The sequence below is a fragment of the Achromobacter sp. EG18 genome (genome assembly GCF_059759395.1).
Genome location: NZ_CM186213.1, coordinates 4,035,475 through 4,051,223 on the forward strand (window position 1 = coordinate 4,035,475; position 15,749 = coordinate 4,051,223).

Annotated in this window: 12 protein-coding genes; 5 read left to right on the plus strand and 7 right to left on the minus strand. The window is 68.1% G+C overall.

The genetic code is table 11. The features are described from left to right. Positions 1–35: 35 nt before the first annotated feature. Both fmt and def read right to left on the minus strand, forming a co-directional pair. Entirely contained in the window at positions 36–977 is a 942-nt protein-coding gene (gene fmt / locus AC6CR5_RS18450; protein WP_020925995.1) for a methionyl-tRNA formyltransferase, read from the minus strand. Between the two features lie 31 nt (positions 978–1,008). Further along, positions 1,009–1,521: a peptide deformylase gene (gene def, locus AC6CR5_RS18455; RefSeq protein WP_498084801.1), complete on the minus strand. Its 513-nt coding sequence runs from the start codon at positions 1,519–1,521 to the stop codon at positions 1,009–1,011. Positions 1,522–1,777: 256 nt separating this feature from the next. On the opposite strand from def, the gene dprA reads away from it, so the two are divergent. The 3 genes from dprA (at position 1,778) to AC6CR5_RS18470 (ending at position 4,533) form a co-directional block, all read left to right on the plus strand. Further along, complete coding sequence (dprA, locus tag AC6CR5_RS18460) at positions 1,778–2,905, plus strand: DNA-processing protein DprA (RefSeq protein WP_498084802.1); 1,128 nt, start codon at positions 1,778–1,780, stop codon at positions 2,903–2,905. 148 nt (positions 2,906–3,053) lie between these two features. Further along, positions 3,054–3,962 carry a hydroxymethylglutaryl-CoA lyase gene (locus AC6CR5_RS18465; protein ID WP_006389909.1) on the plus strand — a complete coding sequence of 303 codons (909 nt, stop codon included), beginning with the start codon at positions 3,054–3,056 and terminating at the stop codon, positions 3,960–3,962. Between the two features lie 97 nt (positions 3,963–4,059). Continuing rightward, positions 4,060–4,533 carry a hypothetical protein gene (locus AC6CR5_RS18470; RefSeq protein WP_006389908.1) on the plus strand — a complete coding sequence of 158 codons (474 nt, stop codon included), beginning with the start codon at positions 4,060–4,062 and terminating at the stop codon, positions 4,531–4,533. Positions 4,534–4,654: 121 nt separating this feature from the next. On the opposite strand, the gene AC6CR5_RS18475 is transcribed toward AC6CR5_RS18470, so the two are convergent. After that, complete coding sequence (locus AC6CR5_RS18475; protein ID WP_006389907.1) at positions 4,655–5,671, minus strand: amino acid ABC transporter substrate-binding protein; 1,017 nt, start codon at positions 5,669–5,671, stop codon at positions 4,655–4,657. A 101-nt stretch (positions 5,672–5,772) separates the two neighbouring features. Beyond that, positions 5,773–7,014: an aminotransferase-like domain-containing protein gene (locus AC6CR5_RS18480; protein WP_498084803.1), complete on the minus strand. Its 1,242-nt coding sequence runs from the start codon at positions 7,012–7,014 to the stop codon at positions 5,773–5,775. A gap of 212 nt (positions 7,015–7,226) precedes the next feature. Here AC6CR5_RS18480 and AC6CR5_RS18485 point away from each other — a divergent pair, with 212 nt between their 5' ends. After that, positions 7,227–7,946 carry a YggS family pyridoxal phosphate-dependent enzyme gene (locus tag AC6CR5_RS18485; protein WP_150101138.1) on the plus strand — a complete coding sequence of 240 codons (720 nt, stop codon included), beginning with the start codon at positions 7,227–7,229 and terminating at the stop codon, positions 7,944–7,946. Between the two features lie 85 nt (positions 7,947–8,031). Continuing rightward, complete coding sequence (locus tag AC6CR5_RS18490) at positions 8,032–9,000, plus strand: Bug family tripartite tricarboxylate transporter substrate binding protein (RefSeq protein WP_498084804.1); 969 nt, start codon at positions 8,032–8,034, stop codon at positions 8,998–9,000. Between the two features lie 83 nt (positions 9,001–9,083). Here AC6CR5_RS18490 and AC6CR5_RS18495 read toward each other — a convergent pair whose 3' ends face one another. The 3 genes from AC6CR5_RS18495 to AC6CR5_RS18505 form a co-directional block, all read right to left on the minus strand. Then, the gene (locus tag AC6CR5_RS18495) at positions 9,084–10,955 is read right to left on the minus strand and encodes a DUF3857 domain-containing transglutaminase family protein (RefSeq protein ID WP_238874936.1); all 1,872 of its coding nucleotides are present in this window, start codon (positions 10,953–10,955) and stop codon (positions 9,084–9,086) included. A gap of 163 nt (positions 10,956–11,118) precedes the next feature. Beyond that, positions 11,119–15,081: a DUF3683 domain-containing protein gene (locus tag AC6CR5_RS18500; RefSeq protein WP_024070656.1), complete on the minus strand. Its 3,963-nt coding sequence runs from the start codon at positions 15,079–15,081 to the stop codon at positions 11,119–11,121. A 132-nt stretch (positions 15,082–15,213) separates the two neighbouring features. Then, positions 15,214–15,738: a YqaA family protein gene (locus AC6CR5_RS18505; RefSeq protein WP_020925988.1), complete on the minus strand. Its 525-nt coding sequence runs from the start codon at positions 15,736–15,738 to the stop codon at positions 15,214–15,216. Positions 15,739–15,749 lie beyond the last annotated feature (11 nt).

Genomic DNA, 15,749 nt, shown 5'->3' on the forward strand with positions numbered 1-15,749 from the left:
GGGCGGCGGCACGGCCGGGATAGCACCGGCCGGCGTCAGTCCGGCTGCCAGCCTCGCACGAACACGTCCACCGGCTGGCGCTTGCCGCCCGCCTTCTGCAGTTCCAGCAAGCGCAGCACGCCATCGCCGGTGGCGATGTCGATGCCGTCGGCAGCGGTGCGCAACACGCTTGCGGGCGCGGCCGTCACGGCCTGCGCCACGGCCTCGGCGCGCCACACCTTCACGGGATCGGCCAGGCCGGGCAGGCGGATGCTGGCGCCGGGCACCGGATTGAACGCGCGCACGCGGCGCGCCAGCAGCGCGGCGGGCTGGCTGCAGTCGAGCGCCGCCTCGGCCTTGTCGAGCTTGGCGGCGTAGGTCACGCCTTCCTCGGGCTGCTTGCGTGGCGCCAGGCCGCCCTGCGCCAGCGCGGCCAGGGCCGCCACGATCGCCTCGCCACCGGCCAGCGCCAACGCGTCGTGCAACTGCGCGGCATTGGTGTCGGCGCCGATTGGCACGATACGTTCGAGCAGCATGTCGCCGGTGTCCAGGCCCGCGTCCATCTGCATGATGGTGACGCCGGTGCGGTCATCGCCGGCCTCGATGGCGCGCTGGATCGGCGCCGCGCCGCGCCAGCGCGGCAGCAGGCTGGCGTGGATGTTCAGGCAGCCCAGGCGCGGCAGGTCCAGCACCCACTGCGGCAGGATCAGGCCGTAGGCCGCGACCACCATGACGTCGGGCGCCACGCGTTCGAGCAGGGCACGCGCCTCGGCGGCTTCATCGGGATAGCGGCCATCCAGCCGCAGGCTGCGCGGCTGGGCCACCTCGATACCGGCGTCGAGCGCGGCCTGCTTGACGGGGCTGGGCGTCAGCTTGAGTCCGCGCCCGGCCGGACGGTCGGGCTGGGTCATGACCAGGGGAATGTCGTGCCCTGCCGCCCGCAGGGCGTCGAAGGCGATACGGGCGAATTCCGGCGTGCCGGCAAAAACAAGGCGCATGAGGGTCGGACCGGGAAGGATGGGACGGGCGTCAGGCGCGCAGCGCTTCGCGCTCGGCCTTTTTCAGCTTGGTCTTGATGCGATTCTGCTTCAGGTTGGACAGGTATTCGACGAACACCTTGCCTTCCAGGTGGTCAAGCTCGTGCTGCACGCAAACGGCCAGCAGGCCGTCGGCGTCGAACTCGAACGGCTTGCCGTCGATGTCCAGCGCCTTGCAACGGATGCGCGAGGCGCGCTCGACTTCGTCGTAGATGCCCGGAACCGACAGGCAGCCTTCCTCGTAGATCTTGTAATCGTCGCTGCGCCAGGTGATCTCGGGGTTGATCAGCACCAGCAGCTGGTTGCTTTCTTCGGAGACGTCGATGACGACCACGCGCTCGTGCACGTCCACCTGGGTCGCGGCCAGGCCCACCCCCGGCGCGTCGTACATGGTCTCGGTCATGTCGCGCACCAGTTGGCGGATGCGGTCATCGACCTCGGCGACCGGCTTGGCCTTCTTGTGCAAGCGCGGATCCGGGTAGCGAAGAATGGGAAGTAAAGCCATTGAATAGGGATCGTTGGTAATTGGTATCTGACCAACAGTTTAATTCATTAGAGTCTTGATTTCTAATAGTTTTCGGCTAAATCCGGGATTGTCGAAGCGCTGTCCGGCACCGTTTTGCCCGATGGCGGCCGGGACGATTCGGTCCGCCCCGCCCGCCCCGGCCCCACCGTCATGAGACACTCTCGGACGTCCGGCGCGCCGCGCGCGCCCCGCCTCCGCGCCTTTCCCGCGCCGGCCCATCCCGCGCTCTTCGCCCATGCCGCTCACCCATACCGCCGCTGAATTGTCCGCCTGGCTGCGCCTGTCCCTGGAACCGGGCATAGGTTCCGCCACCGCCTGCACGCTGCTGGGCGCCCTGGGGCTGCCGGAACAGATCTACGCCCAGCGCGCCACCGCCCTGGCGCGCCAGCTGCCAGACGCGCTGGCCCGCCAGCTGGCCGCCCCCATGCCCGCCGACATGGCGGCCCAGGTCGACAGCGCCCTGCAGTGGGTCGACGCGCCCGGCCATCACATCCTGACGCTGTCAGATCCGGGTTATCCACAAAGCCTGCTCACCATCGCCGATCCCCCCATCCTGCTCTACGTGAATGGCGATCCGGCCTATCTGCAAGGCCCCGCGCTGGCGGTGGTGGGCGCGCGCAACGCCACGCCCGGCGGCCAGGAAAACGCCCGCGCCTTCGCCCGCCACCTGGCCGGCAGCGGCTGGCGCGTGGTCAGCGGCCTGGCGCTGGGCATCGACGCCGCGGCCCACGAAGGCGCGCTGGACGCCGGCCCGGGCGGCGCCGGCACGGTCGCCGTGATGGGCACCGGCATCGACCGCATCTACCCGGCGCGCCACCGCGACCTGGCGCACCGCATCGCCGCGCAGGGCGCGCTGGTATCCGAGCTGCCGCTGGGCACCGGCGCCTTGCCGCAGCATTTCCCCAAGCGCAACCGCATCGTGGCAGGCCTGGCGCGGGGCGTGCTGGTGGTGGAAGCGGCCCGGCAGAGCGGCTCGCTGATCACCGCGCGCCTGGCGGGCGAGAGCGGACGCGAAGTGTTCGCCATCCCCGGCTCGATCCATTCGCCACTGTCGCGCGGCTGCCATGCGCTGATCCGCCAGGGCGCCAAGCTGGTGGAGACCGCGGCCGACATCACCGACGAACTTGGCGGCGGCCCCCAACCGGGCACGCGCCGACCGCCCGAGCCGGCCGACGATTCGGGCGACGCCGACAACCCGACCCATCCGGTGCTCGAAGCCCTGGGCTTCGACCCCCTGCACCTGGATGCACTGCAGGCACGCTGCGGGCTGGACACCGCCACGCTGCAAGCGCAATTGCTCGAACTCGAACTGGCCGCGCGTGTCGCGCGCCTGGACGATGGCCGCTTCCAGCGCCTGAAATAGGCTGCGGCCCCCTGCCGTCCGACGCGCCGGCCAGGGCATGGACAGGGCTGGGACCGGCCACGGACGGGGCCGGATGCGATGGCGCTAATATTGTCCCTGGCACCGGGCCGCCATCGCGGCCGCCCCCGATACCGATACAGGAAGAGACATGGCATTGCCCACACGCGTCAAGATCGTCGAGGTTTCGCCCCGCGACGGCCTGCAGAATGAAAAGGAATTCGTGCCCACCGACATCAAGGTGGAACTGATCGACCGCCTTGCGGCCGCCGGCTTCCCCAACGTCGAGGCGGCCTCGTTCGTGTCGCCCAAGTGGGTGCCGCAAATGGCCGACGGCGCCGACGTGATGGCGCGGATCCAGCGCCGCCCCGGCACCATCTATTCCGTGCTTACGCCCAACATGAAGGGCTTCGAGGGCGCGCTGGCCGCCGGCGCGGACGAGATCGTCATCTTCGGCGCGGCCAGCGAGGCCTTTTCGCAAAAGAACATCAACTGCTCCATCGCCGAGTCCATCGCGCGCTTCGAGCCCGTGGTGCAGGCCGCCCGCGAAGCCGGCATCCGCGTGCGCGGCAGCATCAGCTGCGCGCTGGGCTGTCCCTACCAGGGCGAGGTGCCCATCGAATCCGTGGTCGACGTCGCGCAGCGCTACCTGGCCATGCAGGTCGACGAGATCGACGTGGCCGACACCATCGGCGTGGGCACGCCGCAGCGCGTGCGCGACGTGATGGCCGCGGTCACACGCGTGGTGGACCCGGCGCGCGTCTCCGGCCACTTCCACGACACCTACGGCCAGGCGCTGGCCAACATCCTGGCGTCGCTGGAAACCGGCATCTCGATCTTCCACGCCTCGGTGGCCGGCCTGGGCGGCTGCCCCTACGCCAAGGGCGCGACCGGCAACGTCGCCACCGAAGACGTGCTGTACATGCTGCGCGGCCTGGACATCGACACCGGCGTGGACTTCGACGCGGTGGTCGACATCGGCCAATGGATGTCAGCCAACCTGAATCGCAAGGGTTCCAGCCGCGCCGGCAACGCCATTGCCGCCAAGCGGGCCGCCTGACGCGAAAAACTCGTAGAATGGCTGCGCGCGTTTCGCGTGAGCGCCGGGGCCACCCGGCGCACGTCTTCTCGCAACGCTACCGGAACTCCGCAGCCGCATGACGTCCCCCGCCCCCTCCCCCTCGCCCGAGGATCACGCCGCCCTGCTGCGCGCCATCGGCCCGCTGCCCCTGTCGGGGCAGGCCTGGCCCGATTGGGTGCGCATCCTGACCTGGGTCATCCTGGCCGTGCTGGGCGTCCAGGTCGTCACCACCGCCATCCGCGCCCCGGGCCAGTCGCTGGACGGCATGATGGCCGTCGTGGTGGGCCTGTGCTTCATCGGCCTGCTGTTCGTGTCATGGCACATGCAGACCTCCATCACCACCATCGACGAACACGGCCTGCGCCAGACCTGGTTCTCGCGGCGCGAAGTCGCCTGGGAGGACGTGCGCGAAGTCCGCTTCGTGCCGATGATCTTTTCCAAGCGGCTGGTGGTGTTCACGCATCGCGGGCGGCCCGTGATCTTCCAGGGCGGCACGCGCGAACTGCGCGCGGCGTTCACCCGGATTGCCGAGGTGTACCGGCGCCGCTGACGATCCGGACCAGGCGCCACCGCCGCCACCGCCGCCACCAACGGCCCCAAAAAAAACCGATGCCGCGGCATCGGTTTTTCATTGGCGGGCCCGAACGGCGCCGCCCGGACCCAGGCCGCGCTCAGCGGATCGGCAGCGCGTACATCAGGCCGCCCTGCGTCCACTGCGCATTCAGGCCGCGCTTGATCTTCAGCGGACTGCCCTGGCCGACGTTGCGCTCGAAGCTCTCGCCGTAATTGCCGACCTGCTTGACGATGTTGTAGGCCCACTTTTCGTCCAGCCCCAGGTTGGCGCCGCCGCCGGGCGTCACGCCCAGGATGCGCTTGATGTTGGGATTGCTGCTCTTGGCCTGTTCGTCGACGTTCCTGGAGGTGACGCCATATTCCTCGGCCTCGATCATGGCCGACAGCGACCAGCGCACGATGTTCAGCCAGGCGTCGTCGCCCTGGCGCACGAACGGACCCAGCGGTTCCTTCGAGATGATCTCGGGCAGCACCACGTAGTCGTCGGGGTTCTGCAGCTTGGAGATGCGGATCGATGCCAGGCCCGAGGCGTCGGTGGAGAACACGTCGCAGCGGCCCGCGGCAAACGCATTGACCACTTCGTTGAAGGTCTCGATCACCACTGGCTTGTAGGTGACGTTGTTGGCGCGCGCCCAGTCGGCCAGCGTGTTCTCGTTGGAAGTGCCGGTCTGCAGGCAGATCGTGGCGCCGTTGATTTCCTTGGCGCTCTTGACGCCCAGCGACTTGGGCACCAGAAAGCCCTGGCCGTCATAGAAATTGATGCCGGCGTGGATGATGCCCAGCGCCGTGTCGCGCTGCTGCGTCACGGTCGTGTTGCGGGTCAGCACGTCGACTTCGCCCGATTGCAGCGCGGTGAAGCGCTGCTGCGAATTGAGCGGCACCACCTTGATCTTGTTGGCATCGCCGAACACGGCCGCGGCGATCGCGCGGCACAGGTCCACGTCCAGCCCTTGCCACTTGCCCTGCGCGTCCGGCGCGGAAAAGCCCGCGAAACCCGTGGTGGTGCCACAAGCCACCGCCCCGCGCTGGCGCACGACGTCCAACGTCGCCGCCTGCGCGCCTTGTGCCACGGCCAGCAACAACGCCGCGCCCACCAACCCTTTTGCAATGTTCATGACTGTTTTTCCTGTTGTACCGGGACGCGCGAGCGCGCCACGGCGAGAAGCTTATAGACATGAAGCGCCCGCGCAAAATAACCAGCGCTTATTTGGGTATATCACGCCGCCAGCGAGATCGACACCGGCTGGTTGGCCTCGCACGCGTCCAGGGCGCGGCTGAGCCGCTGCATGCCCTGGGCGATCTGGACTTCGTTCATGGTGGCGAACGACATGCGCATGGCATGCAGGTCGGCCTGCGCCGGGTCGGCGTAGAACGCCTTGCCCGGCACGTAGACCACTTCGTGCTCGATGGCGTAGGGCAGCAGGCGGGTGGCGTCGACCTCGCCCGTCAGGCGCGCCCAGAAGAACATGCCGCCCTCGGGCTTGCTGAACGCAATGCGTCCGTTCAGCTCGCGCGTCAACGATTCAGCCATGGCGTCGCAGCGCAGGCCATAGGCCGCGCGGATGCGCGGCACGTGCTCTTCGTAGCGGCCATTGGCCAGGTATTGCGCCACGACTTCCTGGATCCACGTGGACGAAGCCATGTCGTCGGCCGCCTTGGCGCCGACGCAGCGGCGGCGGATTTCGGCCGGCGCCACCAGCCAGCCGATGCGCAAGGCGGGCGCCATGGTCTTGGACATGCTTGCCAGGTACACGGCCCAGTTGCGGGCCTCGCCCTCGGCCAGCGCCATGATGGGTGGCACCGCCTCGCCGGCGAAGCGCAATTCGCTGTACGGGTCGTCCTCGACGATGAGGAAGCGATGCTTGACCGCCAGCTCCAGCAGGCGCAGGCGGCGCTGGCGCGAAATGGTGGCGCCACAGGGATTGGAGAACGACGCCACCACGCAGACGACCTTGGGCTTGACGCGCGCGGCAAGCTCATCGAGCGCGTCGATGTCGACGCCGTCCGGGCCGGACGGCACGGTATGCACCGTGGCGCCGGTGTAGCGCAACGCCTGCACGGAATTGGGGAAGGCCGGCGATTCGATGACGGCATGGTCGCCGGGCTGGAGCATCACACGGGTCAGCAGCGCCATGGCTTGCTGCGACCCGCCGGTGACGGCGAGTTCCGTGTCCGCGTTGCAGTGCAGGCCGCGCGCCGCCGACAACCGCGCCAATTCGTTGCGCAGGCTGGCCTGTCCGTCGATGTTCGAGTATTGCAGGCAGGCGCCAAGCCGCGCCAGCACCTGGGTGGAGGCGATCGTCAGGCCGTCCACGTCGAACAGTTCCTGCGCCGGATAGCCGCCCGCCAGCGAAATGGTGCCCGGCCGCATCGCGTAGGGCATCAGCGAACGGATCGGGGAGGCGGGGGGATTCAGGAAAGGCGTGGCAAAAGCGTACTCGGGCGCGGCGCTGGACATGGCGGAGGGGACGGCGAGGAGAAAGGGAGGACCCGCGCCGTCGTGCGGACGGCGCCGGAGGCTTAGAACATTGAAATCTAAACAAATATCGCCAAATTCTAAGCCTGCCGCTCCGGCAGGGTCAACGAAGATGCGGCGCGGCGCGGACTGGTGTGGCGAAACGGTGCGCGCGCGTCCTACACTATGGGACATTCCGTACCGAAGAGACCCGCATGACCGAAGTAGACACCATGGCCATCCGCCTGGCCGGGATCCGGCAACGCATCGCCCAGGCTTGCGAACGCGCCGGCCGGGCACCGGACAGCGTGACGCTGCTGCCCGTCAGCAAAACGTTCGAGGTCGACGCCATCCGCGAGGCCATGGCGCTGGGCCTGGCCCGGTTCGGCGAGAACAAGACCCAGGAATTGCGGCAGAAAGCCGCGGCGCTGGCGGGACAGGGACTGCAATGGGTGTTGATCGGCCACCTGCAGACCAACAAGGCCAAGGACGCGGCGCGTGATGCCGCCGAGTTGCAATCGCTGGACCGGATCGACCTAGCCGAGGCCCTGCACCGCCGCCTCGTTCTCGAGGGCCGGACGCTGGACGTGCTGGTGCAGGTCAAGACCTCCAGTGAACCCAGCAAATACGGCATGGCGCCGGGTGAGGTGTCGGCCTTCCTGCGGCGCATCGTGGCCGAGTTCCCGACCTTGCGCGTGCGCGGCCTGATGACGATGGCGGTCAACTCGCCGGATCCGGGCGAAGTGCGCGCCTGCTTCCGCAGTTTGCGTGAACTGCGCGACCAGCTGCGCCAGGAAGCGATCGAAGGGGTGTCGCTGGAACGCCTGTCGATGGGCATGAGCGGAGATTTCGAACTGGCGATCGAGGAGGGCTCGACCGAAGTGCGCATCGGCACCGCCATCTTCGGCGCCCGCAGCTACCCGGATCCGCAATAAGCCGCTGAATCCGGGCCGGGAAACAGGCGCATATTGCCGCGTTGCCGGGGCATAATAGCGTCGCAAAAAAATGAGGAGACTCCCCATGCACAAGCACGCCCGGCGCCTGTTGGCGCTTGCCGCCCTGTCGCTGGCCGCCACCGCGGCCGTCGCCCAATCCTGGCCCACCCAACCCATCCGCTGGATCGTGCCCTACCCGGCCGGCGGCGGCGCCGACGTGGTCGCGCGCACTGTCGCCAGCGGCATCGAGAAACCGCTGGGCCAGACCATCGTGGTCGAGAACCGCCCCGGCGCCGCCACCATCATCGGCGCCACCGCGATCTCGCAGGCCGAACCCACCGGCTACGTCGTCGGCACCGCCGACTCCGGCACCCTGGCCTACAACCCGACGCTGTACGCCAAGCTGGCCTACGATCCGTCCAAGTTCACCTACATCGGCGGCATCGCCAAGTTCCCGCTGCTGCTGGCGGTGAACGTCAATTCACCCTACAAGACGGTCGCCGACGTGATCCAGGCCGCCAAGAAGGAACCCGGCAAGCTGACCGCCGCCTCGGCCGGCGCCGGCTCGCCGCACCACCTGGCGCTGGAGCTGTTCAAGCAGCGCACGGGCGCCAACCTGCTGCACGTGCCCTACAAGGGCGCGGCGCCCGCCATCCAGGACCTGCTGGGTGGACAGGTGGACGTGATGTTCATCGACCTGGCCGCCGGCCTGCCCAACGTCAAGGCCGGCAAGCTGCGCGTGCTGGGCGCGGCCACGCCCGAGCGCGTTGCCGTGCTGCCGGACGCGCCCACCATGGCCGAACAAGGCGTGCCCGACTTCACCGCCTACGCCTGGCAAGGCCTGGTGGCCCCCGGCGGCCTGCCGGAAGCCGTGGTCAAGAAGCTGTCCGCCGAACTCGACGCCACGCTGAAGTCGCCTGCCGTGTCGCAGAAGATGCTGGACATGGGCGTCATCCCGATGCCCATGTCGGCGCAGGACTTCAAGGCCTATGCCGACAAGGAGCGCGCCACCTGGGCCGACGTGATCAAGAAGGCCAACATCAAGCTCGAATGAGCGCGCATTGCCAATGAAAAACGCGGCCCCGGGGCCGCGTTTTTCATTGGTGACCGCGCCACCGGCGAAGGACAGGCTGCCGGTCACTTGCCCGGCAGCGTCACCGCCAGGCGCAGGGATTCCACGCACTGCCGGCCCTTGTCGATGGCCTGGCCGAAGCCATCCGACACGATGTCCGCATGGCTGAACCAGCTGACCTTGCGGACGCTGCGATAGCGGTACTGGTAGCCCGAGGCGGCGGGCTTGCCGTCCAGGTCCACATCGATCCAGGGTGAGCGCACCTGGCAATGCAGCGCCGGCGCGTCGACCTGGCCGCCCGTCAGCGTCACGTCGTACGACGCGGTCTCCGGCGTGCCCAGATAGATATCCGCCAGCTGGCCGGTCTGGCGGTAGCGGGCGAAGGCCTCCCAGTCATCGCCCAGGTGCGATTGCGTGTGCACATACTGCCGGCCGACGCGTTCCAGCGCCCGCAGGTCCACCAGCGTGGCGTCGATGCGATAGGTGGCGGGCACCACGAAATCGCTGGCGGCGCGCTGCAGCCGGCAATCGCGATTCTCGGCGGCGAAACTGCGGCACAGCGCCTGGTCCATCGCCGTCGCGCCGTTCTGCAGATCACCCACGCTGACTTCGGCCGCCACCATGCGCCCCACCTCGACCGATGCGCGCACCTGCGCCTGCCCGTCCTCGCCAAAGCGCTCGTTGCGCGTCACCACGACGCCGACGCCCGGCGCCTCCAGCGCAATGTCCTCGCGCCGCATATTGCCCTGGCTGTCCATGACGAACGCCCAGCGCTGCTGGATATCGGGCATGGTGAAGCCCGGCACGAACACCGGGTTGGTGGGATCCAGCCACCAGGTCGCGCCCTGCACGCGGGCGCGCACGATGGCATGGTTGGGCGCGGCCAGGCCGGGCAGCAATACCTCGGGCGCCATGGTGCCGCGCGCCACCAGGGCGGGTTCTGCCTCGATGCCGGCCGCGCGCAGCATGGCCACCAGCAGCACCGCCAGGTCCTTGCAGTCGCCATAGCCGCGGCGCTCGATCTCGTCGAGCGCAAACGGAATCTGGCCACGCTCGCTGCTGCGCCAGTCGCCCAGGTAGCGATAGTGTTCGTGCAGATGGCGCATCAGGCCGGCCACGGCCTGGGGCGCGGGCTTGTCGCGCTGCGCCGCGACCACCGCGGCGGCGTTCGGCGGCAGCGGGGCCGCCAGGATCTCGTTGTAGCGCTTGGCGAACGGGCCGAAATAATCCTGCAGCGCGTCGGCACTGCCGATCTCCAGGCGCGGCGACTGCCGCAGATAACCCTGGTCCGACTCGTTGACGTAGGCGTAGTAGTAAGGCGTGGCCTTCAACTCCACGGTGATGTGCCTGGCATCGGGCGCCGCCTCGACGCGGTAGGCCTCCATGGCCTGGCCGCGCCAGAGCATCGGGCGATCGGCGCTGAACTCGGCGCGGAAGCGCTCCTGGCGCACGGCGCGTGGTTGCAGATCCAGCACGTAATGAAACTGCGTGGCCGAAGGGATGCCGGCAAAGTGTTCACGCAAGGTGTAGACGATGGTGCTGCCCACGCGCAGATTGGGAAAGGCCAGCGAAGTCTGCTTCTGGCGCAGGAAGCCCTGGTCCGGATTGGGCGCCATGCGGGTGTCGATCTGGGCGGCGGCCAGCGGCACCGGCTTTTCGCCCGGCTGGATCAGTTCGGCGCGCTCGACCTTGAGGCTGTCGTTCTCGGCGTAGCTGCGGTCGATGCGCGATACCAGGTCGCGCCCGGCCAGGGTCAGGATGGTGTAGCGATAGGTGCTGACACACTCGGTGCTGTTGTCCTTGCCAAATCGGCAGTGGAACTCGGTTTCGCCGGACAGTGGCGCTTCGGCGACCGGCTGGCGCGCGGCATGGGCCGGCAGGCTGGCCGCGGCCGCCAGGACGACGGCCAGGAGGGGGGAGCGGGAAGAAACAGGCATGGGGAAAGCGACGCCTCACATTACAACTGAGACGCAATGTTATTTGCAATAAAATTGCAACTCAAGCTTTCTGTTGGCTCAACCGGTGCGCCGGTCCGCCAAAAAGCGAAACGCCCGGCGTTACCGCCGGGCGTTCCTCGCGCCATACCAGCCGCGCCGGTCGCTACACCAGCACGCGCTCGATGCCGCCGGCATTGGCGCGGCGCACGTAGTCTTCCATCCAGCCTTCGCCCAGGATGTGGCGCGCCATCTCGACCACGATGTAGTCGGCGTCCATGCCGGTATCACCCTGGTAGCGCGACAGGCCCTGCAGGCACGACGGGCACGAAGTCAGCACCTTGACGTCGCCCGTGAAGCCATCGCTGCGCAAGGCCGCATCGCCCTTGAGCAACTCTTCCTGCTTGCGAAAGCGCACCTGGGTCGAGATGTCCGGCCGGCTGACGGCGAGCGTGCCCGACTCGCCGCAGCAGCGGTCGCTCTTGACCGCGCCGTCGCCCACCAGCGACCGCACCGTCTTCATCGGATCCTGCAGCTTCATCGGCGTGTGGCAGGGGTCGTGATACATGTAGCGCACGCCCTTGGCGCCTTCGAGCTTGATGCCCTTTTCCAGCAGGTATTCGTGGATGTCGATCAGGCGGCAGCCCGGGAAGATCTTCTCGAACTCGTAGCCGGCCAGCTGGTCGTAGCAGGTGCCGCAGCTGACCACCACGGTCTTGATGTCCAGGTAGTTCAGCGTGTTGGCAACGCGGTGGAACAGCACCCGGTTGTCGGTGATGATCTGCTCGGCCTTGTCGGTCATGCCGTTGCCGCGCTGCGGATAGCCGCAGCACAGATAGCCCGGCGGCAGCACGGTCTGCACGCCCGCATGCCACAACATGGCCTGCGTGGCCAGGCCGACCTGCGAGAACAGGCGTTCCGAACCGCAGCCCGGGAAGTAGAACACCGCTTCCGTGTCGGCCGTGGTGGCCTTGGGGTCGCGGATGATCGGTACGTAGTTCGCGTCCTCGATGTCCAGCAGCTTGCGCGCGGCCTGCTTGGGCAGCCCGCCCGGCATCTTCTTGTTGACGAAGTGCACCACCTGCTCGCGCAGCGGCGGCTTGCCAACCGTGGCTGGCGGCGCCGAGGTCTGCTTCTTCACCAGGCCCGACAGCAGGTCATGCGCGGCGCGCTGCACCTTGTAGCCCACCCCCACCATCGCCTTGCGGGTGGCGTTGATGGTGGCCGGGTCCTTGGCGTTCAGGAAGAACATGGCGCTGGCCGTGCCCGGATTGAACGACTTGCGGCCCATGCGGCGCAGCACGGCGCGCATGCTCATCGATACGTCGCCGAAGTCGATGTCGACCGGACAGGGGTTGTAGCACTTGTGGCAAACGGTGCAGTGGTCGGCCACGTCCTCGAATTCTTCCCAGTGCTTCAGGCTGACGCCGCGGCGGGTCTGCTCTTCGTACAGGAAGGCCTCGACCAGCAGCGAGGTCGCCAGGATCTTGTTGCGCGGCGAGTACAACAGGTTGGCGCGCGGCACGTGGGTGGCGCAGACCGGCTTGCACTTGCCGCAGCGCAGGCAGTCCTTGATCGAATCCGAGATGGCGCCGATGTCGCTCTGCTGCATGATGAGCGATTCGTGGCCCATCAGGTTGAAGCTGGGCGTCCAGGCGTGGCGCAGGTCGGCGCCGGGCATCAGCTTGCCGGCGTTGAAGTGGCCGTTGGGATCGACGCGACGCTTGTATTCCTGGAACGGCGCCAGTTCGGCCTCCGTCAGGAACTCGTACTTGGTCAGGCCGATGCCGTGCTCGCCCGAGATCACGCCGTCCAGGTCGCGCGCGATCTGCATGATGCGCTCGACGGCCTGGTGGGCCTCCTGCAGCATGCCGTAGTCGTCCGAGTTGACCGGAATGTTGGTGTGCACGTTGCCGTCGCCGGCGTGCATGTGCAGCGCCACGAATACGCGGCTCTTGAGCACGCGGCCATGGATCGCCACCAGCTCGTCCAGGATCGGCTTGCGCGCCGCGCCCGAGAACGCGGCCTGCAGGCCGGCCAGCACCTCGGTCTTCCACGACACGCGGATGGTGCGGTCCTGCACCACATCGAACACGCGCGCCTGCGGCTGCGCCGCCAGGCGCTCGGCCAGCGTGGCGCGCAGATGGCCCATGCCCAGCGTTTCCAACTGCGGCATGGCGTCCGCCAACGGCAGGTCCAGATTGTCCAGCAACCACTGCCAGCGCTGGCGCGCGGCGGCCAGCAGCTCGATGGCCTGGCGCGTGCGTTCGGCCAGCACCTCGGCGCGGGTTTCATCGTCGTCGGCGGCGTCCTCGGCCTTGCCGACCGGCAAGGGCGTACAGAGGTAGTCGTCCAGCGCGCCCAGCAGGCGCAGCTTGTTGCGGGTCGACAGCTCGATGTTGATGCGCTCGATATGGTCGGTGTATTCGCCCATGCGCGGCAGCGGGATCACCACGTCTTCGTTGATCTTGAAGGCGTTGGTGTGGCGCGCGATCGCCGCGGTGCGCGAGCGGTCGAGCCAGAACTTCTTGCGGGCCTCTGCGCTCACCGCGACGAAGCCTTCGCCGTGGCGGGTGTTGGCCAGGCGCACCACTTCGCTGGCGGCCGCGGCCACGGCGTCCTCGTCGTCCCCGACGATATCGCCGATCAGCACCATCTTGGGCAGCGAGCCGCGCTTGCTCTTGGTGGCATAGCCAACCGCGCGCAGGTAGCGCTCGTCCAGGTGCTCCAGGCCGGCCAGGATGGCGCCGCGGGCGCGGCCCTCGCCGTCCAGGTAGCCCTTGACCTCGACGATCGAAGGAATCGCGTCGCGCGCCTGGCCGAAGAATTCCATGCAGACCGTGCGCGTATGCTTGGGCATGCGGTGCAGCACCCAGCGCGCCGACGTGATCAGGCCGTCGCAGCCTTCCTTCTGGATGCCCGGCAGGCCGGCCAGGAACTTGTCGGTGACGTCCTTGCCCAGGCCTTCCTTGCGGAACACGCGGCCGGCGATTTCCAGGGTCTCGGTCTTGAGCAGGCGCTCGCCCGGCTTGCCGCGGCCGTCGAACCACTTGAGTTCGAAACGGGCCACGTCGACGTCATGGATCTTGCCCATGTTGTGCGCCAGGCGCGTCACTTCGAGCCAGTTGCCGTCCGGGTCGACCATGCGCCACCAGGCCAGGTTGTCGAGCGCGGTGCCCCACAACACGGCCTTCTTGCCGCCGGCGTTCATGGCGATGTTGCCGCCCACGCACGAGGCCTCGGCCGAGGTCGGGTCCACGGCGAACACGAAACCGGCCGCCTCGGCCGCCTCCGACACCCGCTTGGTCACCACGCCGGCGCCGGCATGGATGACGGCCACGGGCTCGGTGAGCCCGGGCAGGATACAGGACTCGACCTTGCCCAGCTTGTCGAATTTCTCGGTGTTGATGACGGCCGACTTCCAGGTCAGCGGAATCGCGCCGCCGGTGTAGCCGGTGCCGCCGCCGCGCGGCACGATGGTCAGGCCCAGCTCGATACAGGCGGTGACCAGCGCGGCGATCTCGTCTTCCGTGTCCGGCGTCAGCACCACGAAGGGGTACTCCACGCGCCAGTCGGTGGCGTCGGTCACGTGCGATACGCGCGACAGGCCGTCGAACTTGATGTTGTCGCGCGCGGTGATGCGGCCCAGCACCTTCTGCGCCTGCTTGCGCAGCATGGCGGTCTGGTCGAACTCGCCCTCGAAGGCGGCAATGGCCGAACGCGCCCGACCCAGCAGGCCCAGCACTTTCTCATCGCGATGCGGATCGTGGCCGGCCTCGGCCGGCGCGCCGGGTTCGCGGCGGCGGTCGATCTCGCCCAGCCGATGGTGCAGCGCATCGATCAGCTGCTTGCGGCGCTTGGGATTGTCCAGCAGGTCGTCCTGCAGGTACGGGTTGCGGCGCACCACCCAGATGTCGCCCAGCACCTCGTACAACATGCGGGCGGACCGCCCCGTGCGGCGTTCGCCGCGCAGGTCGGTCAGCAGGCTCCAGGCATCATCGCCCAGCAGACGGCCGACGATCTCGCGATCGGAAAACGACGTGTAGTTGTAGGGGATTTCGCGCAGTCGCGCGGGTGCTGCGGGCGGCGTCGCCCCGTTCAAGATGTGGCTGGCGAGTGGGGCGTTCATGGCGGCAAGAGGGGGCCCTTAAAAAATTATTTTATGCCATTGGCCGGAACTGCCCCCGAATACCCCCTGGGAAGCGTCCAAAACCGGGGCAATTGCATGTTTATATGTCCCCAATTAAGCGGGACGTCAGCGCTAGACCTGCCCGGGAAACAGCCACAGCAGGCTGGCCGTCATGGCCAGATAGCGCAGGAATTTGCCGATGGCCATATAGGCCACGCAAGGCCAGAACGGCAGCCGCAGCCATCCGGCCACGGCGCACAGCGGATCGCCCACCGCCGGCAGCCAGGACAGCAGCAGCGCCGGCGGTCCCATGCGGTGGATCCAGTCGTGGGCGCGCTCGTGCCAACGGCCGCGCATGCGTCGTTCGGCCGGCGCGTGCGGGTGGCGCTCTTTCCAGCGCTCGACCGCCTTCTCCGCGCCCAGGCCCATGGCATAGCTGATGGCCCCGCCAATGGTGTTGCCGGCGGTCGCCACCAGAATGGCGGGCCAGAACATGTCCGGCGACAGTTTCAGATAACCGAACACCGCCGGCTCGGACCCCAGCGGCAGCAGCGTGGCGGAAATCAACGACACCGCAAAGATCGCGGGCAGGCCGACCGAGGGCAAGGCCAGCAGGCCAAGCAACCAGTGGACGGCGGAGAGGAGGCTTTCTTCCATGATGCCAGCGA

Coding starts and splice junctions, on each gene's coding strand:
- AC6CR5_RS18485 (WP_150101138.1), top strand. CDS start 7,227: ATGACCGAAGTAGACACCATGGCCATCCGCCTGGCCGGGATCCGGCAA.
- dprA (WP_498084802.1), top strand. CDS start 1,778: ATGCCGCTCACCCATACCGCCGCTGAATTGTCCGCCTGGCTGCGCCTG.
- AC6CR5_RS18480 (WP_498084803.1), bottom strand. CDS start 7,014: ATGTCCAGCGCCGCGCCCGAGTACGCTTTTGCCACGCCTTTCCTGAAT.
- fmt (WP_020925995.1), bottom strand. CDS start 977: ATGCGCCTTGTTTTTGCCGGCACGCCGGAATTCGCCCGTATCGCCTTC.
- AC6CR5_RS18465 (WP_006389909.1), top strand. CDS start 3,054: ATGGCATTGCCCACACGCGTCAAGATCGTCGAGGTTTCGCCCCGCGAC.
- def (WP_498084801.1), bottom strand. CDS start 1,521: ATGGCTTTACTTCCCATTCTTCGCTACCCGGATCCGCGCTTGCACAAG.
- AC6CR5_RS18475 (WP_006389907.1), bottom strand. CDS start 5,671: ATGAACATTGCAAAAGGGTTGGTGGGCGCGGCGTTGTTGCTGGCCGTG.
- AC6CR5_RS18490 (WP_498084804.1), top strand. CDS start 8,032: ATGCACAAGCACGCCCGGCGCCTGTTGGCGCTTGCCGCCCTGTCGCTG.
- AC6CR5_RS18505 (WP_020925988.1), bottom strand. CDS start 15,738: ATGGAAGAAAGCCTCCTCTCCGCCGTCCACTGGTTGCTTGGCCTGCTG.
- AC6CR5_RS18470 (WP_006389908.1), top strand. CDS start 4,060: ATGACGTCCCCCGCCCCCTCCCCCTCGCCCGAGGATCACGCCGCCCTG.
- AC6CR5_RS18495 (WP_238874936.1), bottom strand. CDS start 10,955: ATGCCTGTTTCTTCCCGCTCCCCCCTCCTGGCCGTCGTCCTGGCGGCC.
- AC6CR5_RS18500 (WP_024070656.1), bottom strand. CDS start 15,081: ATGAACGCCCCACTCGCCAGCCACATCTTGAACGGGGCGACGCCGCCC.